Raw genomic sequence first — 17,834 nt, forward strand, 5'->3', positions numbered from 1 at the left:
TAAAAAAAACTGTGTTAGGAATAAAATGATTAAAATTTATTAAATTTGCAGACCTATGGGACAGATCCTTGCTATAGACTATGGAAAGGCACGTTGCGGCATTGCAGCAACAGACGACATGCAGATTATTGCCAGCGGGCTGGAGACGGTGGAAACCAGGTTTTTAACTGAATTCCTCAGGAAGTACTTCAGTTCCCATTCTGTAGAAGGGATTGTAGTAGGTTTGCCCGTAGATTTGAGAGGAAATATTTCAGAAGTGGAAACAGATATCCTGAAATTCATAGAAGAATTCAGAACCCTGTTCCCGGCTATTCCGGTTCACCGCTTCGATGAAAGGTTTACATCCAAAATGGCTTCGTTTTTTATTTCCCAGAGTGGGAAAAACAAAAAACAGAGACAGGAAAAAGGATTGATTGATAAAGTAAGTGCAACGATAATATTGCAGAATTTTTTAGAACAAAGAACAAGATGATTTTACCGATAAGAGCCTTTGGGGACCCTGTATTGCGGAAAGTAGCCAAGGATATAGACCAGGATTACCCGGATTTACAGGTACTGATAGATAATATGTTTGAAACGATGTACAGTGCCAACGGCATCGGGCTGGCTGCCCCGCAGGTAGGACTGGACATCCGTCTGTTCGTTATCGATGTATCTCCGCTGGCGGATGATGAAGATTATGAGGATATCAAGGATGAGCTGGCAGAATTTAAGAAGGTATTCATCAATGCCAGGATTCTGGAAGAGTCAGGAGAAGAATGGAAGTTTAACGAAGGCTGCCTTTCCATCCCGGATGTACGGGAAGATGTAAAAAGGAAAGAAACCATCGTTATTGAATATTATGATGAGAATTTCGTCCTCCATACGGAAACTTTATCGGATATCAGGGCACGCGTGATCCAGCATGAATACGACCACATTGAGGGGATCCTGTTTACCGATCACCTGAGTGCACTTAAGAAAAAGCTGGTCAAAGGCAAGCTGTCCAAAATTTCCCAGGGTGATGTGAGCATCAGCTATAAAATGAGATTCCCTAAATAATAGACTTATTAAAAAAGAAATAAATTAACGCAAAAAGCCTGAAGGCCTTTGCAGGATGTAATAAAAAATAAAATTATGCTGTTAGAAAAAATAATTTCAATTTCCGGAAAGCCAGGACTGTACAAATTAGTTTCCCAATTAAGAAACGGATTCATCATTGAAGATGTAACGACCAAAAAGAAAGTGAGCATCGGGAACTCCAGCCAGGTAAGCCTTCTGGACAATATTGCGATGTTTACCTTCGATAAGGAGGTTCCTTTGTTTGAAGTCTTTGAAAATATCGCTAAAAACCATGAGTATAAGGAGACTATTTCCCATAAATCTGGAGATGCGGAATTGAAAGAATTCATGACAGCTTCGCTTCCTAATTATGATACGGAAAGAGTATATGCTTCAGACATCAAAAAACTGGCTCAATGGTACAATATCCTTCACAAGGCAGGATACATCACCCCTGAAAGCTTTGTAAAAGCGGAGCCTGAAACGCTTGATCCTGAAAAAGAGACCGCAGGAACAGACAACGAAGCCCCTAAAAAGTCAGCTGCCCCTAAAGCGGAAAAGCCGGCAACCCCAAAAGTAAAGGCGACTTCAGCAGCGAAATCCGCTCCGAAAAGTACCCATACCAAAAAAGGATAATTCAGTTTTCTGAATCCAGATATAAGCCTTGTCAGGAAGTCCTGGCAAGGCTTTTTTATTTGAACCAGTACAGGCAGCTGTGTAACCTGTATTCTTCAGGTTCGTTTCATATCCTGCAGCCTATTCGTTACAGGTACCTACAAACAGAATTATATATTCCGTAAATTTGCAGCACTTTGAATTCTCAGATTATGAATACCAAACAGGAAAAACTGGACGCTTTCGGAAGATTGCTGAATATTATGGATGACCTGCGTGAAAAATGCCCGTGGGACCAGAAACAGACGCTGGAGTCATTACGCCACCTGACGCTGGAAGAAACCTATGAATTGTCTGATGCCATCCTGCAGAACGACCTCAATGAAATCAAAAAAGAGCTGGGCGATGTCCTGCTTCACCTTGTTTTTTATGCCAAGATAGGCTCTGAAAAGAAGAGTTTCGATATAGCGGATGTGATCAATTCCCTTAATGAGAAGCTCATTTTCCGCCATCCCCATATCTACGGTGACACTGAAGTGAAGGATGAGGAAGAGGTAAAGCAGAACTGGGAAAAACTTAAGCTTAAAGAAGGAAACAAATCCATTCTGGGAGGAGTTCCGAAAAGCCTTCCGAGCATGGTCAAGGCGTACAGGATCCAGGATAAGGTAAAAGGCATCGGTTTTGAATTTCATGACGCGGAAGATGCGTGGAAAAAAGTGGATGAAGAAATTAAGGAGTTCCATGATGAAAAAGATCCCGTTAAAAAGGAGGAAGAGCTGGGCGATGTATTTTTCTCGCTCATCAATTATGCCAGGATTTCCGGCCTCAATCCCGATTCTGCGCTGGAAAGGACCAATATCAAATTTATTTCAAGATTCCAGAAGATGGAACAGCTTGCCCGGGAAGACGGTCTGAAGCTGGCTGATCTTTCTCTTGAAGAAATGGATGTACTCTGGGAAAAAGCCAAACGCCAGCTGTAGTATGAAAGTCCGGAATCCTGTGCCGCAACGTTTTCACTATCTGTTGGAATTTAAGCAGACCGAAAGGAAATGGCATTTTCCTTTCCTGGCAGCCCTGTGTGTCGGGAGCTGCCTCTTCATCGGATACCTTTCAGGAAAACCCAATTACGGAAGCCTTTCCAGCCTGGGTGCCCTGACCATCCTGTATTTTACTTCCGCACCCATTACCCAGCGCATGGTGCATCTTGCGGTTTGTGCCCTGGGGATTGTCTTTTCATTTTCGGTAAGCCTTTTTTTCAGCTTTAATGCGTATGTGGCCGGTTGTTCATTGGGAATCATTGCTTTCCTGGCCCATTTTATAACGTCTTATTTCAGGATCTCACCGCCGGGAAACTTCTTTTTCATTATGGTGGCTGCTATGGCAAGTACCTATCCTTTTGATCCGGAACTGATTCCTGTCAGGGTAGGCCTGGTTGCCATGGGAGCGATGCTGTCGTGTTCCTTGGCTTTCTTCTATTCCGTTTTTATTGAAAAAAGCAAAGTTACAACGGTGCCGAGAAGGGTATTCAATAAAAAGCGGTATACGAAATTTGTGGAGAGTGCCGTCATCGGTTTTTTTATGATGCTTACCTTGATTACGGGACATCTGCTGCAGTTCAGGAATACCTACTGGATCTCCATTGCAGCGGTTGCCATCATCCAGGGCCGGAATTTTGAGCATGTCCGCCAGCGGAATATGCACAGGATCCTGGGTACATTTATCGGAATAGGTTTTGCATGGCTTATTCTTTTACTGCATCCCAATAAGCTGATGATGATTGTGATGATTACCGTACTGCAGTTTGTTATTGAACTGCTTATCATGCGGAATTACGGACTGGCTGTAGCATTTATTACGCCCCTCACGATCCTGCTTGTTGAAACGGGCAGCAATGTCCCGCATCCGGTAGGAGACCTGATCGAAGCCCGGCTCCTGGATACGGTAATCGGAAGCCTTATCGGACTGGCTGCCGGTTATTTTCTGCACCATCAGCAGATCATCAACCGGCTGGAAAAGCAGGTCCGGTATTCTTATTTTCAGTTTAAAAAATTAAAAAAATAACGATGATGCGTCTATTGTTCTTATCTGTTTTCCTTCTTGCCGCCTGCAACCAGAAAGCCCAGGATTCCAAAGTAAATGAGGAACTGGAAGTACAGTTTTCCCTGCCCAAAAAGCTGAAGGAGGTTTCCGGTATCGCTTTATCCCAAGATAAAAAGACCATCTGGGCCATTGAAGACCAAGGCAATAAGAATGTTGTGTACGGACTCGATGCCGAAGGAAAGCTTACAGCGGATGTATTGGTTGAAAACGCTGAGAACAACGACTGGGAAGATATCACAGCCGATGAGCACGGAGACCTGTACATTGGTGATTTCGGGAACAACGAAAACGACAGGCAGAATCTTTCCATTTTAAAGATCGATCTTAAAAATACCGGGCAGAAGTCAACGAAGGTGATTCAGACCACTCAATTCCATTATGAGGGCCAGAAGGAATTTCCGCCCAAAAAATCCGGGCTGCTTTATGATTGCGAAGCTTTTGTGGCCATGAAAGGCTATTTCTATCTCTTTTCCAAAAACAGGAGCAAAGGATTTGACGGAACATTCCTAATTTTCCGTATCCCCAATAAAGCAGGGAATTTTGAAGCCAAGCTCATCGGAAGATTACAGCTGCAGGGAAAATACGATGATGCCGCCATTACTTCTGCTGCAGTCTCGACTACACATGATAAGGTCGTATTGTTGACCCATAAAAACATCCATATCCTTTCCGGATTTTCCCCGGATGACTTTTCACAGGCACAGATCCGTAAACTCCCCCTGCACCATAATTCCCAGAAGGAAGCTGTTGTATTTCTCAATGACCATACGCTGCTTATTGTGGATGAGAAAGATAAAAAAACAGGAGGGAATGTGTACCGGTTTTCTTTGCCATAGCAGTACACGAAAATTATTTCTTGCTTAAGAATTCATTAACTGAATTCGTATAAATTGCATAATCCTATATGTCCGGATCCATTAGGATCAGTGATATGTAAGACTATTTTCTGTGTTCCCATCTATTGAGTTGAACAATGAGCTCAAAATCATGATAACAATTGATTTTATAATTATTCTGATCTTTATTTTAATACGACAAGTTTTGTCGCTTTGCCCATGTACCTTTGTTACAGGATGATTAAATAATGCTCATTATCCTGTTAAATTATCATTTTGCCTCTTTTACCGGTGGAATAAAAAGAGTATTTTAGCCGCGAAATTTTTATTAAAACAATACCAACAAACTTCAAAAAACATGAGTATGAAGAAATTTTATACTGGCGCTTATTTCTTATGCGCAGTTCTGAGTATGTCTGCCCAGAATGTTCTCTGGCAGAAAGACATTGAGTCTTCCTCACAGGATTTCCTGTCCCAGGTAACCACAACCATTGATCAGCAGTACTTAATTACCGGAAGTTCCATTCAGTCCAGAAAGCTTTCTGGGGAAAGCAGTCAAAACCTGGGCTACGACTATCACCTGATAAAATTTAACCAGTCAGGAGAACAGGTTTGGGAAAAATATTTTTCAGGGCAAAACCATGATTTTTTATCCGCTACGGTGAACACCCAGGAAGGAGGATTCCTTCTGGCAGGGACAAGTTTTTCTGGCAAAGGCTTAGATAAGAAGGAGGATTCTAAAGGTGGATCAGACATTTGGTTGGTTCGGATCAATGAGTTTGGAGACGAAGTCTGGCAGAAGACTTTAGGCACTTCTTCGGATGAAGAAGCGAGGTCGGTGATCCAGACCACGGACTTAGGATTTTTTGTGGCCGGGAATATCCAGAACTCAGAAAAAGGCTACGGATCCAAAGATGCCTGGATCATCAGGTTGGATAAAAACGGTAAGGAGATCTCCCAATTGATCTTAGGCGGCAGAGGCCTGGATGAAGTGGAAAAGATGATCCCGACGAAAGACGGCGGTGCCTTATTAGGGATGTATTCCAGGAGCGGAAAGGCTAATATAAATGATGATCGATCATTGATGAATGATACTAATACGAACGCAGGATCTGCACCTTCTAAAATCAATCATCAATCATCACTCATCAATCATGCTAAGTCGGTTGAAAACTATGGCGAAGGTGACTATTGGATCGTTAAACTAAGCAAGGACGGCAAGGTAGACTGGGAAAAGAATTTCGGTGGCAAAGGTGATGATCACTTAAGGACTTTAGCCCTGACTTCCACCGGCTATCTGATTGGCGGTGAATCCAGATCGGAAAGATCAGGCAATAAAACCGTGGGCATAGAAGAAGGGACTGATATCTGGCTTATCGCGTTAAATGAGAAAGGAGAAGAGAGCTGGCAGAAATCCTACAGCTTTAAGAACCGGGATGTTTTGATGGGGATGAGCGTGGTGAGTAAGGTTAAGAGCCAAGAGTCAGGAGCCAAGAGCCAGGATGGGCAGGATACTACTAAAGGGATTTTATTAGGTGGTTATACGCAGGCAGAAGGAAGGATCGAATCCGGTGATGAGAAGTTCTGGATGCTGTACTTAGATCAAAATGGCAATGAGCAGTGGCGCAAGCATGTGAAAGGAGAATCCAGCAAAAAAGAAGAACGGTTATCGGATATTAAGCTGAACCGTGACGGCTCCATTATCCTGGCCGGAACCAGCGCAGAGGAATTAGGAAAGGAAAACTGGAAAATCGTGAAGCTTGGCGACAGCCAGATCGATCAGCTGATCGAGAAGCAGGATATCAGGATCTACCCAAACCCGGTCTCAGATTACGCGTATGTAGAAATAGGGTTTGAGGGTCAGAGAGCGGACGTGTTTGAGGCGGAGATTAGTGTGTATGATATGGGCGGAAGGCAGCTTCAGAGTATGAAGACAAAGACTACGGTGACTAAGATCAATACCCAGGCCTTGGTACAGGGGGCTTACCTGGTGAGCGTAAAGACCAGTGACAACAAAACAGCAAGTGCTAAACTGATTAAAAAATAAACTTATGAAGAAAAATATTATATTAATTTCTGCATTAACAGTTTCTCTATTTAATGCACAAGGAATACAAAACTATAGGACTTTTGGAAATAACTTCTTCCCACAAAGCCCCAATGCAACTCCATTCGCAGTAACAGGTAAATATCCTGTAAATATGTATAAAGGGGTACCTATTACCAGTATACCACTCTTTAGTACTAACAGTGGCGACAGCAATTTTGGAATGTCACTCGATTATAATGTAAAATCTGTAAAACCATCAACAGTTCCTACATGGGTGGGTTTAGGCTGGAATTTAAATGTTGGCGGCTCAATTACAAGAATTGTTAACGGAGGTGTAGATGAAGTATACCAAAGCGCTATGCAGCCGTATGATCGTTTTTCATACCTGGATCACTATTCTACTCTTGATAGTCCGACCTGGGATAGTCAACAGACTATGGGAAACTACCACAATACGAACTTACAATATAATTTAAATGAACAACAGGGTGTTGTGCCTGACCCGGACGAATTCATCCTTAATGTCGGAGGTATTACCGGAAGCTTTTACCTTAATGAGAAGGGTAAATGGATAGGCCGTACCCGTGATGGAAAAACTTTTAAGGTTGAATTTACCTATAAATATGATTATGAATTAACTGAACGTGTGATTGTAGGCACGCAATATGCCGGAACACTGGATAATTACCTGAAAAGAATATTATATGGGTTTACCATAACTATGGATGATGGCTCAAAATATATTTTTGGACTTAATGATAAAGCCATTGAATTTTCATCGACAGCGGAAAATAACGATAGTTTCAGACCTGAGGTAATAGTATCTTCATGGCAAGTTACAGATATTCAATATCCTGATGGAAAGTCTCTTAAATTTACTTATGAAAGAGATGAGAGGAGTGTGTTCCTTGTTAACCGAAGCAGTAATGCATCATGGTATACCCAAGGCAGTACTAATGGAAACACAAGTAATTCTGCTTCTGACGGCAACTATAATGATTACAAGTCAAATAAGCTTAATAATGTTTATCTTAAAAAAATAGAAGGAGAAAATTTTATTGTCAATTTTAATAAATCACTTGCAAACCAAAAAGAATATGACCAGTTAGATATACCATACGGAGCCTGGATCCCTCCGTATACACATCATTTTAAAAGCTACTGGCAACACAAACACTGGTTTAAGCTGGACAATGTTACGGTAACCGATAAAGCAAGCAGGTTGATAAAGAATATTGCTTTCAACTATAATAACGATCCTACAGACCGTCTTTTGTTAAATAATGTTACGATAAACAGTCTTGAAAAATACAGCTTTAACTATAACAGCCAGAAATTACCGGTTTACGTGAGTGATAAGACTGATGGATGGGGATATTATAATGGGAACAATTTTGACCAGGATTACGCCTCCATGTATAATTTGCCGCAAGATCAGCAGAAAAATATCTATGTCTATGTATACCCTAATTATAAAGTGCCGAACCTTGCTCTCAGTAAAGCAGAAACCTTGGAACAGATAACCTATCCAACGGGAGGAATCACGACATTTGAATATGAGCTGAATGATTATTCAAAATATGGAGACAAAGATGTAAATCAGCAGCTTCTTAAAATTGTTCCTACAGCAAACCAGGTTGCAGGTGGATTGAGAATCAAAAAGATTAAATCATGTAATGAGAACAACAATTGTATCAACAAAACATATTCCTATCTAAATGATGATGGGACTACCTCCAGCGGGGTGCTCCCTTATAAACCACTTTATGTTATAGAAGGCAGTGATCCAAGTGTTAACTTAAATTTTTGGGAATTTAACTCTAATTCATACCAGAGCTTAAAAGATGAGGATAATTCGGTAGGTTACAGTAAGGTTACAGAGATCGATGATAATGGAGGGAAATCCGAAACCTATTTTACCAATCTGGATCAGATTGATTATACCGATAAAAGCGGTACCTATTATGGTTGGTTCAATTCAGCTCTTTTCAAACAGCTTCCCTATTTATCTTTTTCTTTAATGCGTGGAAAACCATTAAAGGAAATTATTTACTCCGATACCAATAAAATCAGTGAAACAACTTACCTCTATACGCAGCAGACTGATTATTTAAAATCGTATTCTTTCATTGCAAAGCAGTTCGGACAGGCTCAGGCTAATGGTTCTTTTACCAATGTTGGGGGCGTGTCATACGGAGCCCTTTTAGACGCACATTACGTTAACTTCAACACAAGTTATCTTTCGGAGAAAAAGACTATTACTGAAAATGTTGAATCCAAGGAACAGAATTTCTTTAATTACACCTATAATATTCCGACTTCAACATGGAAAACAGGAAGTGACGGAAATATTTATGTAACCAATTATAAGTATGCTGCGGATATTAATAACCAGGCTATGCTAGCCACCTATATGATTGGTGTTCCACTAAGCCAGGAAGTAGTAAAGAACAATATACTCCTTTCTAAAAATGAGACGGTTTATCCTACATCCTTGCCAAGCTCTCAGACAGGAAGTTTATTGCTGCCAGTTTCAGCATTATATTCTGGTCCGCAAAATAATACCGTAAGTACAGAGATTACCTACGACAAGTACGATTCCAAAGGCAATCTACAGCAGTACACGACTAGAGACGGCATCTCCACAGTCATCATCTGGGGTTACAACCATACCCAGCCGATCGCTAAAATAGAGGGTGCGCAGCTTTCTGGTATTTCCCAGTCGCTGATGGATACCATTGTGAACGCCTCCAATACCGATGCCCAGAATGGAACCGAAACCTCTGAACAAAACCTTATCTCAGCTTTGGATACTTTCAGGAGTGATGCTTCCCTTTCCGGTTACCAGATCTCCACCTATACCTATGACCCGCTGATCGGCGTCAGGAGCATTACCCCGCCTTCCGGGATCCGGGAATACTACAGGTACGACGCTGCCAACAGGCTTGAGAAAGTTATTGATTCCGATAAGAAGGTGCTGAAAGAATTTAAGTACAACTACAAAAACTAAAAAGCAAATCATGAAAAAAATACTTATCCCGGCCAGCTGCTTACTGATATCAGGTATGTCCTATGGACAGGCCTCCCCGAGCACAACCGAAAACTATGTATACAGCAAAACCTATTTATCAGACCCTTCGGCTTTATTGCCTAAGACCTCAGAGACCGTCCAGTACTTTGACGGGCTTGGAAGGCCAAAACAGGTCGTGAACGTCAAAGCCTCCCCTTCAGGGAAAGACTTAGTTACCCCCATTCCTTATGACGGGTTTGGAAGGCAGGCAGACTCCTTTCTTCCTGTTCCCATGGCTACCCAGAACGGAGGCATCCAGTCAGGAGTGGAAGCCTCGGCCCAAAGCTACCATAACGATAGCTTTCCCTTCACCCATAAAAACCTGGAGAACTCCCCTTTGGACCGGGTACTTTCCCAGGTCCAGCCCGGATCGGACTGGCAGAATCATCCGGTCAGCTTCCGGTATGATGCCAATGCAGCAGGAGAAGTAAAAAAATATGCAACCACCACCACTACGGTAAATAATGCCACTTCTTCTTCCTTGAGTTCTTCCGGTACTTATGGAGCCAGCCAGCTGTATAAAAATACCGTAACCGATGAAGACGGTAATGCAACCATAGAGTTTAAAAACGGACAAGGCCAGACCATACTGGTCAGGAAAGTACTGAGTGCCACAGAAAATGCTGATACAAATTATGTGTACAATGAATATAATCAGCTGGCATTTGTGATCCCTCCCCTGGCTGCTGTAAGCTCAGCATTAGATCAAAGCACTCTGGATAACTTATGTTACCAATACCGTTATGATGGCAGGAACCGTTTAGTGGAAAAGAAAGTTCCCGGAAAAGGCTGGGAATATCTGGTCTACGATAAAGCGGACCGGCTTATATTCACTCAGGATGCTGTGATGCGTCCTACGGCCAAATGGCTGTTCACCAAATATGATACTTTTGGGAGACCCATTATCACCGGGATTGTTCAGGGAGGAAGCAGGCTGGAGATGCAGGATATGATCGTGGGTGTGGTTACGGAAAACCGTGATAATACAGGTTTTGCCAAAAGTGACGGGATGCAGATCTATTACACCAACGGACACTTTCCTTACTTTGATAAGGCTTTTTCCGTTAATTATTACGACACCTATCCACCGGGTTCTCCTATAACGACTTCCCAGGTGCTTGGCCAGCCACTTCTTCCCCAGGCAGGACCGGGCGTAGCAGTAAGCACCAAAAGCCTTCCTTTAGCATCTTACCTTAAGAATATAGAAGATGACAAGTGGACGAAGAATTATACAGGCTATGATATGAAAGGAAGACAGGTCATCACGTATTCCATCAACCATTTAGGCGGTTATACCCATACGGAATCCCTGCTTGATTTTGCAGGGATTCCTCAACAAACCATTACCAAACATAGAAGATTATCTACGGATACGGAGCGGGTCATTACCGAGACCTTCCAGTATGACAGCCAGAACAGGCTTCTGGTCCATAAGCATAAAGTGGATAATAATCCTGAGGAAATCCTGGCGCAGAATACCTACAATGAGCTTTCACAGCTAACCAATAAGAAAGTAGGCGGCATATCTGCTTTAAATCCGTTACAGAGCATAGACTATGCGTATAACATCCGCGGATGGATGACTAAGATCAATGACCCTTCTGCTACTCTTACAGGCGGAAAGCTCTTTGGATATGAAATAAAGTATCAGAATCCCACCAATGTTTCTAGCTCACTTGTCAGATATAACGGGAATATATCACAGATTGACTGGAAAACAACAAATGATCATGTTTTAAGAAGGTATACTTATCAATATGATAGTTTAAACAGGATGTTTTATGCCATGTACTCTAAGCCCAATAATACAGTAGTGAGTACTATGGCATACGATGAATGGCTTTCGTATGATTTAAATGGAAATATTACCCATATAGACAGGTACGGATTAATGGATACTAATCAGGCTCAAATGATTGATGAATTAGACTATGGCTATACTGGAAATAAGTTAGATAGGGTAGTTGATAACTCTGGTAATAATTTGGGATACCCTATAGGTGGAAATACGATAAGTTATAATCTGAATGGCAATATGACAAGCCACCCGGATAAAAATATAAAAACCATTACCTATAATTATCTGAATCTTCCTTCAAATATCAATATGGTACAAGGAGGTGGATTCGGAATGCCGGGCGAAGGAAACAAAATTGATTATAAATATCGGGCAGATGGCGTGAAGGTTGAAAAAACTATAAATTATGTCAATCCATACACTACGGATTATACCTATATTAATTACCTGGATGGTTTTCAGTATAAAAGGAAATATAACAAATCCAGTACAGCACAGAATCCATACGATTCAGGCTATCTGTTACAATTCGTACCGACAACAGAAGGATATTATAATTTTGAAAATAATAAGTATATTTACAATTATGTTGACCATTTAGGAAATGTACGGTTAAGTTATTTCAATAATGGAAATGGCGCAGAGGTTCTTGAAGAAAACAATTATTATCCGTTTGGATTAAAGCATGAAGGATACAATGGGCTGACGGGAAATCCATCTTACCAATATAAGTATCAAGGACAAGAACTGCAAGAGACGGGGTGGTATAGTTTTAAGTGGAGAAATTACATGCCAGATATAGGAAGATTCTTTAATATAGATCCACTTTCTGAAAAATATGCTTATCAATCGCATTATAACTTTTCTGAAAATAGGGTTATTGATGGTAGAGAGCTAGAAGGATTAGAAGTAGTATTAGTTAAAGATATTAAGAAAAATGATGCTATAATTAAAACAGCAAATAATGGTTTGTATAAAGATAATCCTGATACAAAAACAATACACGTTTTTGCACATGGAAATCCAAGTGCTCTTTATAACGAAACTATGAAAGGAGAAGGTACAATAGATTCAGGTTCAGATCTTAACAATGTACTGAATCAAGGAAGTTCTTTATGGAAAAACTCTAAAAATAAAGAAGGATTTACAGTTGTATTACATTCTTGCAGAACAGGAAGGTGTACAGTAGATAAAGCAGGAAATGTAATTGATCCTGTTGCTTCTGAAATATCAAAGTCTAAAGAAATGAAAGGGGTTACAATCATTGCACCAGATGAAAGAGATGGTTTCTCTGCCAATGGGACAGAAATAGGTCCACAAGTAACAAAGAATACTGATAATAATGGAGAATATTTGCCTGGAACTCCAAGAAGTGAACATGGAAAACAAACAAAACAATTTGGAAACTGGAATTCTTTTCAAAATGGAAAGAGAACAGAACAGCAACCAGGAAATACAAAACCTGAAGGAAAAGATCAAAGAAGTTTGTGGGACAGAATTTTTAATTAATTATGAGATATACAATTATAACAATAGTTTTTATTTCAGCTCTATTTTCTTGTCAAAAGAAAGACGCTTTGTCTAAATCCGAAAAACATGATAAGGTTATTACAATGAATTCTATCTCAGATTACGATAGTATTGTTAATCTTGTAAAAATCAAAGGAGACACGTTAGCATATGATGAGCTTTTCTTTTATTTAATGGATTCTAACGAAAAAGATAGAACAGATACAGTAATGTATTATTCTAAAATGATGGCTGAAAAGTATGATTACAAAGAAGCTTATAAACGTTATTTTAATGCCTTTTCGGAAAAGTACAAAATTAACATGGATGTTGATAATTACTCAACTCTTAATATGTCATCTTTAAAAAAGGCTCAGAAAAAGCAAGCTGAAGATTGGCTGGGAAAAATGCTAGAAAAAAAGATAATTACACAAGAACAGTATAACTCAATAAATAAATAAATAAATAAACAAAGCCACTCGTTTGAGTGGCTTTGTTGTTTTACATAATGCTTTGGAGTTGCTAACTTTGTTAGGACACAATTCTTATACTCTTTAACTTTAAGAGTATGAAAAAGATCAGAAAAAATTACAGTTTAGAGTTTAAGATTCAAGCAGTATCTTTAAGTGAACAGCGAGGCAATGTATCCCTAGTGGCTCTCCCGCTGGTGCGATCGTCTCGCTCTTTCCTTAATGTGAAAAACGGCTAAAATTTAAAAAAGGATAAAGCAATATACCAATCAATAAATGGGTATATTGTTAAATTAAAATATGGAAGTTTAACACCGAGCAATTATGGAATTAAAATCTATAAATTACCAACAAAATAATGAGCAGTAACATATCAAAAATAAGCTTTCAAGAACTGCAGTATTTAAAAAATAAAGAAGAATACATTTTATGCAGCTTCTTTTATAGTCTATCTGCTCCTAACGTAGCTTTAATTCATTTGCGTAACGATATGTTAGGATCAAACAATACTCAGAATCAAAAAAAGCCGGCTTTTGAAAACTTCAAAAGCCAGCCTTTTTAACTATAGGTATCGTATCTCTATTATACAACAGGGCTTCAGGATTAATCATCTTAAAAAGTCATGCCCACTCCTGCAGAAACCCTGCCGCCATCCGAACCGTGGAAATAGTTCAGGCGTGCGGAGAACATTTCTACGATGCTAAGCCAGAAGCCGGCTCCTACGGATTGATGCCACTTTTTGGAATCTTCATGGTCATTCCATACTCGGCCGATATCGTAGCCGATCAGGATTCCCATATTAGCCGGGGCAATATTATTCCTGATCCGTCCGAAATCCCAGCGGATTTCAGAATTGTTGGTGAAGGAAGATTTTCCGGAGAACCGGTCATTCCTGAAAGCCCTCATCCCGTTATTGCCGCCAATACTGGCTGCCTGGTAAAACTCAAAATCGTTATTGCTGATCCACATCCCGTTGCTGGAATTAGCCAGTACAAAACGGCCTCTTTTATCAAGCTTATGATCGAAAGACAGCCTTCCGGATAGAATGGCGAAGTTCCTGTTGTAATCGGCAAGATTGGCTTTCCAGGCTACATTTCCAACCAGTTCAAATCCGAATGTAGGGAAAGCGGAATTGTCCAGGTTTTTATAGCTGAAGGTATAATTGGCCCCTCCGAACTGCTGGTCATTGAACACTTCCTGCCTTACATCCTGCGAAACATCTACGAAACGGTCGCCGTTTCTCTGTACCTTATTATTTTCAAACGTCAGCTGGAACTGATTCTGGATATTGCTCCAGCTCTTTTTGGAAATGGAAGGGGCAAAATAGAACCTGGAGATTCTTGCCCGGTTGTACCAGCGTTTGGTTTCTTTGCGGTCATATTCACTTTCGTTGGACAGCCCGAAGAAATTTTCCGTGAAGCGGGGCGTTGTGTAAGAAGCATCGAGGTTAAAATCCCATCCTGCAATCGCTTTTTTGAAAATCCCTTTGTAAACAAGGTTAAATCCACCTGTAGCGGTATAAAGATTCGCTTTGAGGCTATGCTTTTGTGTGTAAGGGTCCTGGATAAAGTTATTAACGGTATAATTCGCCAGGAAGCCGAAAATCACGCCATCATCCGGATTGAAGTCTGCATTCGGCAGGCCTGCCGCAAAATTGTATTTAGGGTGCTGGTAATCATAAGTATTCACATTATAATCATTGGTAATGCGTTTGGATGCAGAACCGTCGTTATACGTATTCTTCTGGGATTTGAAATCATAAATTTTCACCCGGCTTCCATTAGATACATTATACGTATCATGATTATATCCTCCGATGAGCCTGATATTTATTTTAGGCCGGCCTTCTCCAGAAACTTCATACATATCATCGTCTTCCAGTCCATAGATCCAGAGCTCTTTAGTTTTGTCATCGGAATAGGTTTTCTCAAATACCAGTTCCGGCTGCTCATTATTTTTGCCCAGTCTGTATTGCTGTACCTGTACGGAATTACCATTTTTAGTGATTACAAACTTATCAGGATGCACAGTTCCGGCCAACGGCACTTTTTTCTGCAGTACATCATAGTATTGACCAGCATAGTCCTGGAGCTTTTCTTTTCTCGATTTCAGTTTCTGCTGAATATCCGTGATGGTTTGATCCTGGACTTCTTTAGGAAGGTTGGTAAAGGCCTCGTCAATATCACGGTCGGTCAGATGTTGCTGGATGTACTGTGCCTGTGCAGTCCAGTCCTTTTCCGAAGAGCCTTTCAGGAATACCAGATCCAAAGGATAGGGTTCTCTGTTCAGCCATTTTATATTCCTGATGTCGCTTTTAAAAGTTTTCATGTGGCGGATTACCGGAACATTCATAATGATCTTGAATGCCGCTCCGTCGTATTTGCTGAATGCCTGGTCGTGATCCCTCGGGATCGGTTTGTACACAATCTTATCTCCATCTTTGTACTCTGCCCATTTCCACTGGTCTGCATGCCTGTCCCAGTCGCCGATCAGCATGTCAAAAAGCCTGGCTCTGATGTACGATTCCTCATCAACGGAATATTTCGCACTCTTCGTCAGGTTTTTAAGCACATCATCTGTAGAGACAATATCCCGGGCATTATCAAGGGATTTCAGGGTTTTCGGATCAGCTGAAAAACGTTCTTCAACCATATAAAGCTCATCGCCGTGATGGTCATTGTATTTTCCTAAAGCCTGTTGCTTCGGGATATAATACAGGCGTGGATTGCTGTGGAAAAGATCCAGCTTGTCTGCCATATTGCCTACCGAAAATGCGGTAAACGGATGGTTGGTAGTATAGAAATCAAGCAGGAAGCGTTCCGGGAACGTGTTTTGCAGTTCATTGCCGAATGTACTTTGCCGGAATGCCATATTGTTGAGGAATCTCACCGCACTTTTTTTGACACTCCGCATTACGAATTCCTGTCCGTCCTTAGCTTTCAGGCGCAGACTGTTGGACTGGTTGCCGCCGCCTTCCCGGAAAGGCGTATAGCCTCCGTCCAGTTCAGCAATATTGGCGGTAGGAGCTTCGATAGGCATCCCGTAATATTTCCTGTAATGATCTCCCCACAGCCAGCGGTAGAATTTCCTTTTCTGCGTCATCTTTTCTGTATAGATCGTAGAGGTCACCGTCGCAGGTAAGACAGAAGGGTAGGTATTGGCAAGAGGCTGTGGCTTATCTATAACGCTGATTTGCGCCAGCTTTTCGAATTTACGGTCTTTTGTGGAAAAGAATTCTACATCCGTACTTTCATCTTTCCTGATGTTCAGCACTGCGAAACCGCTTCCTCCGTAGGAAAAATCTGTCGGCCGGGCAATGGTGGCCGGGTTCGTTTTGGATCCGGCGCCGCTGATGATCTGGCGTATATTGCCCGCCTCATGATACTGAAGGTTATGGTCATGACCGGAAACGAAGATGATATTGTCTTTGTCCTGCACGATACTTTTCAGCCGGTTGGCCAGTTCAGCATAATGCCTGTTAAGGATATCTTCCGGACTCGCCCCTGATGCGCTTCTCAGCACATTGACCACTGTGGCAATCCCGGGAGCCGGGATTTTGCTTTCCAGCAGGAACAGGTTGGACCTTGCCGAACTGTACCCGGCATGGGTTCCGCTGCTGATGATCGGGTGGTGCAGGGCTACGATGATCCTTTTATCCTGATTTTTATTGATGAGGTGTTTGAATTCCGTAAACAGGCCTTCCCGGGTTTTGATATCACAGTCTTTATTTATTCCGGGGTGCTTGTCCCAGTTGGCAAGGGCCCATTCCGTGTCAATCACGATGAGCTTCACATCATCGGTAAGGTTGATGTCATCAATAGGACAGGAGTTTTTGGGAAGGAATGCCTTTTTATCTTTCATGTAGGCCCTGACCATGTTTTCCTGCGCTTTCAGGCCGTCCAGTCCGTGGTACCAGTCGTGGTTTCCGGGAATTACCAGTGTCCTTCCTTTGAAATTCTTGGTCACCATAAGCTGGTCTTCCAGTTTCTGTTTGGCAAGCGCATAGCCAGGATCATCTTCCTTAGGCATTCCTGAAGGATAGATATTATCTCCCAGAAAGATCAGCATGGAATTCTGGCTGGCGGAATCAAGCTTATTTTTAAGCGCATTCAGCGTATATTGGGCCTGGGTTTCATCTGCATTACCGGCATCACCGATGAGGAAGACCTTGAAATCAGTTTCAGGCATAGATCTTGAGGCATCTGTTTCCGAAAGGTGTTCACCTTTTTTTACCGTATAGGTCGCACAGGAATACAGCAGGCTCGGGACCAGCAGAAATCTCAGCGGAACTGAGAATCTTTTTAGATGAGTTTTCAGGGATAAATTCATAAATTTACATTAATCA

General features: G+C 41.4%; 11 protein-coding genes. 10 read left to right on the forward strand and 1 reads right to left on the reverse strand.

Going from position 1 to position 17,834, the window contains the following annotated elements:
• The first annotated feature begins 55 nt into the window (after nucleotides 1-55).
• The 10 genes from ruvX (at nucleotide 56) to CGB83_RS15875 (ending at nucleotide 13,480) form a co-directional block, all read left to right on the forward strand.
• Entirely contained in the window at nucleotides 56-472 is a 417-nt protein-coding gene (gene ruvX / locus CGB83_RS15830; protein WP_100076676.1) for a Holliday junction resolvase RuvX, read from the forward strand.
• Nucleotides 469-1,041 carry a peptide deformylase gene (gene def / locus CGB83_RS15835; RefSeq protein WP_100076677.1) on the forward strand — a complete coding sequence of 191 codons (573 nt, stop codon included), beginning with the start codon at nucleotides 469-471 and terminating at the stop codon, nucleotides 1,039-1,041. The genes ruvX and def overlap by 4 nt, the downstream gene beginning before the upstream one ends.
• A 75-nt stretch (nucleotides 1,042-1,116) precedes the next feature.
• Complete coding sequence (locus CGB83_RS15840) at nucleotides 1,117-1,677, forward strand: DUF5606 family protein (RefSeq protein WP_100076678.1); 561 nt, start codon at nucleotides 1,117-1,119, stop codon at nucleotides 1,675-1,677.
• Nucleotides 1,678-1,868: 191 nt separating this feature from the next.
• A complete protein-coding gene (mazG, locus tag CGB83_RS15845; RefSeq protein ID WP_100076679.1) occupies nucleotides 1,869-2,636 on the forward strand; it encodes a nucleoside triphosphate pyrophosphohydrolase in 768 nt (255 codons plus the stop codon).
• A gap of 1 nt (nucleotide 2,637) precedes the next feature.
• Nucleotides 2,638-3,717: an FUSC family protein gene (locus tag CGB83_RS15850; RefSeq protein WP_157761437.1), complete on the forward strand. Its 1,080-nt coding sequence runs from the start codon at nucleotides 2,638-2,640 to the stop codon at nucleotides 3,715-3,717.
• 2 nt (nucleotides 3,718-3,719) lie between these two features.
• A complete protein-coding gene (locus CGB83_RS15855) occupies nucleotides 3,720-4,592 on the forward strand; it encodes a hypothetical protein (protein ID WP_100076681.1) in 873 nt (290 codons plus the stop codon).
• A 364-nt stretch (nucleotides 4,593-4,956) separates the two neighbouring features.
• Complete coding sequence (locus CGB83_RS15860; RefSeq protein WP_100077621.1) at nucleotides 4,957-6,639, forward strand: T9SS type A sorting domain-containing protein; 1,683 nt, start codon at nucleotides 4,957-4,959, stop codon at nucleotides 6,637-6,639.
• Nucleotides 6,640-6,643: 4 nt separating this feature from the next.
• Nucleotides 6,644-9,652 (forward strand): hypothetical protein, encoded by a 3,009-nt coding sequence (locus tag CGB83_RS15865; protein WP_157761438.1) that lies wholly within the window; start codon nucleotides 6,644-6,646, stop codon nucleotides 9,650-9,652.
• A gap of 10 nt (nucleotides 9,653-9,662) precedes the next feature.
• Nucleotides 9,663-13,019, forward strand: coding sequence for a DUF6443 domain-containing protein (locus tag CGB83_RS15870; RefSeq protein WP_100076683.1), 3,357 nt, complete (start codon nucleotides 9,663-9,665; stop codon nucleotides 13,017-13,019).
• A 2-nt stretch (nucleotides 13,020-13,021) separates the two neighbouring features.
• Nucleotides 13,022-13,480, forward strand: coding sequence for a hypothetical protein (locus CGB83_RS15875; protein ID WP_100076684.1), 459 nt, complete (start codon nucleotides 13,022-13,024; stop codon nucleotides 13,478-13,480).
• A gap of 621 nt (nucleotides 13,481-14,101) precedes the next feature.
• Here CGB83_RS15875 and CGB83_RS15880 read toward each other — a convergent pair.
• On the reverse strand, nucleotides 14,102-17,818 hold the full coding sequence (locus CGB83_RS15880; protein WP_100076685.1) for a metallophosphoesterase: 3,717 nt from the start codon (nucleotides 17,816-17,818) through the stop codon (nucleotides 14,102-14,104).
• Between the last annotated feature and the right edge of the window lie 16 nt (nucleotides 17,819-17,834).

The sequence above is a fragment of the Chryseobacterium camelliae genome, from assembly GCF_002770595.1.
In the GTDB taxonomy this organism is placed as follows: domain Bacteria; phylum Bacteroidota; class Bacteroidia; order Flavobacteriales; family Weeksellaceae; genus Chryseobacterium; species Chryseobacterium camelliae.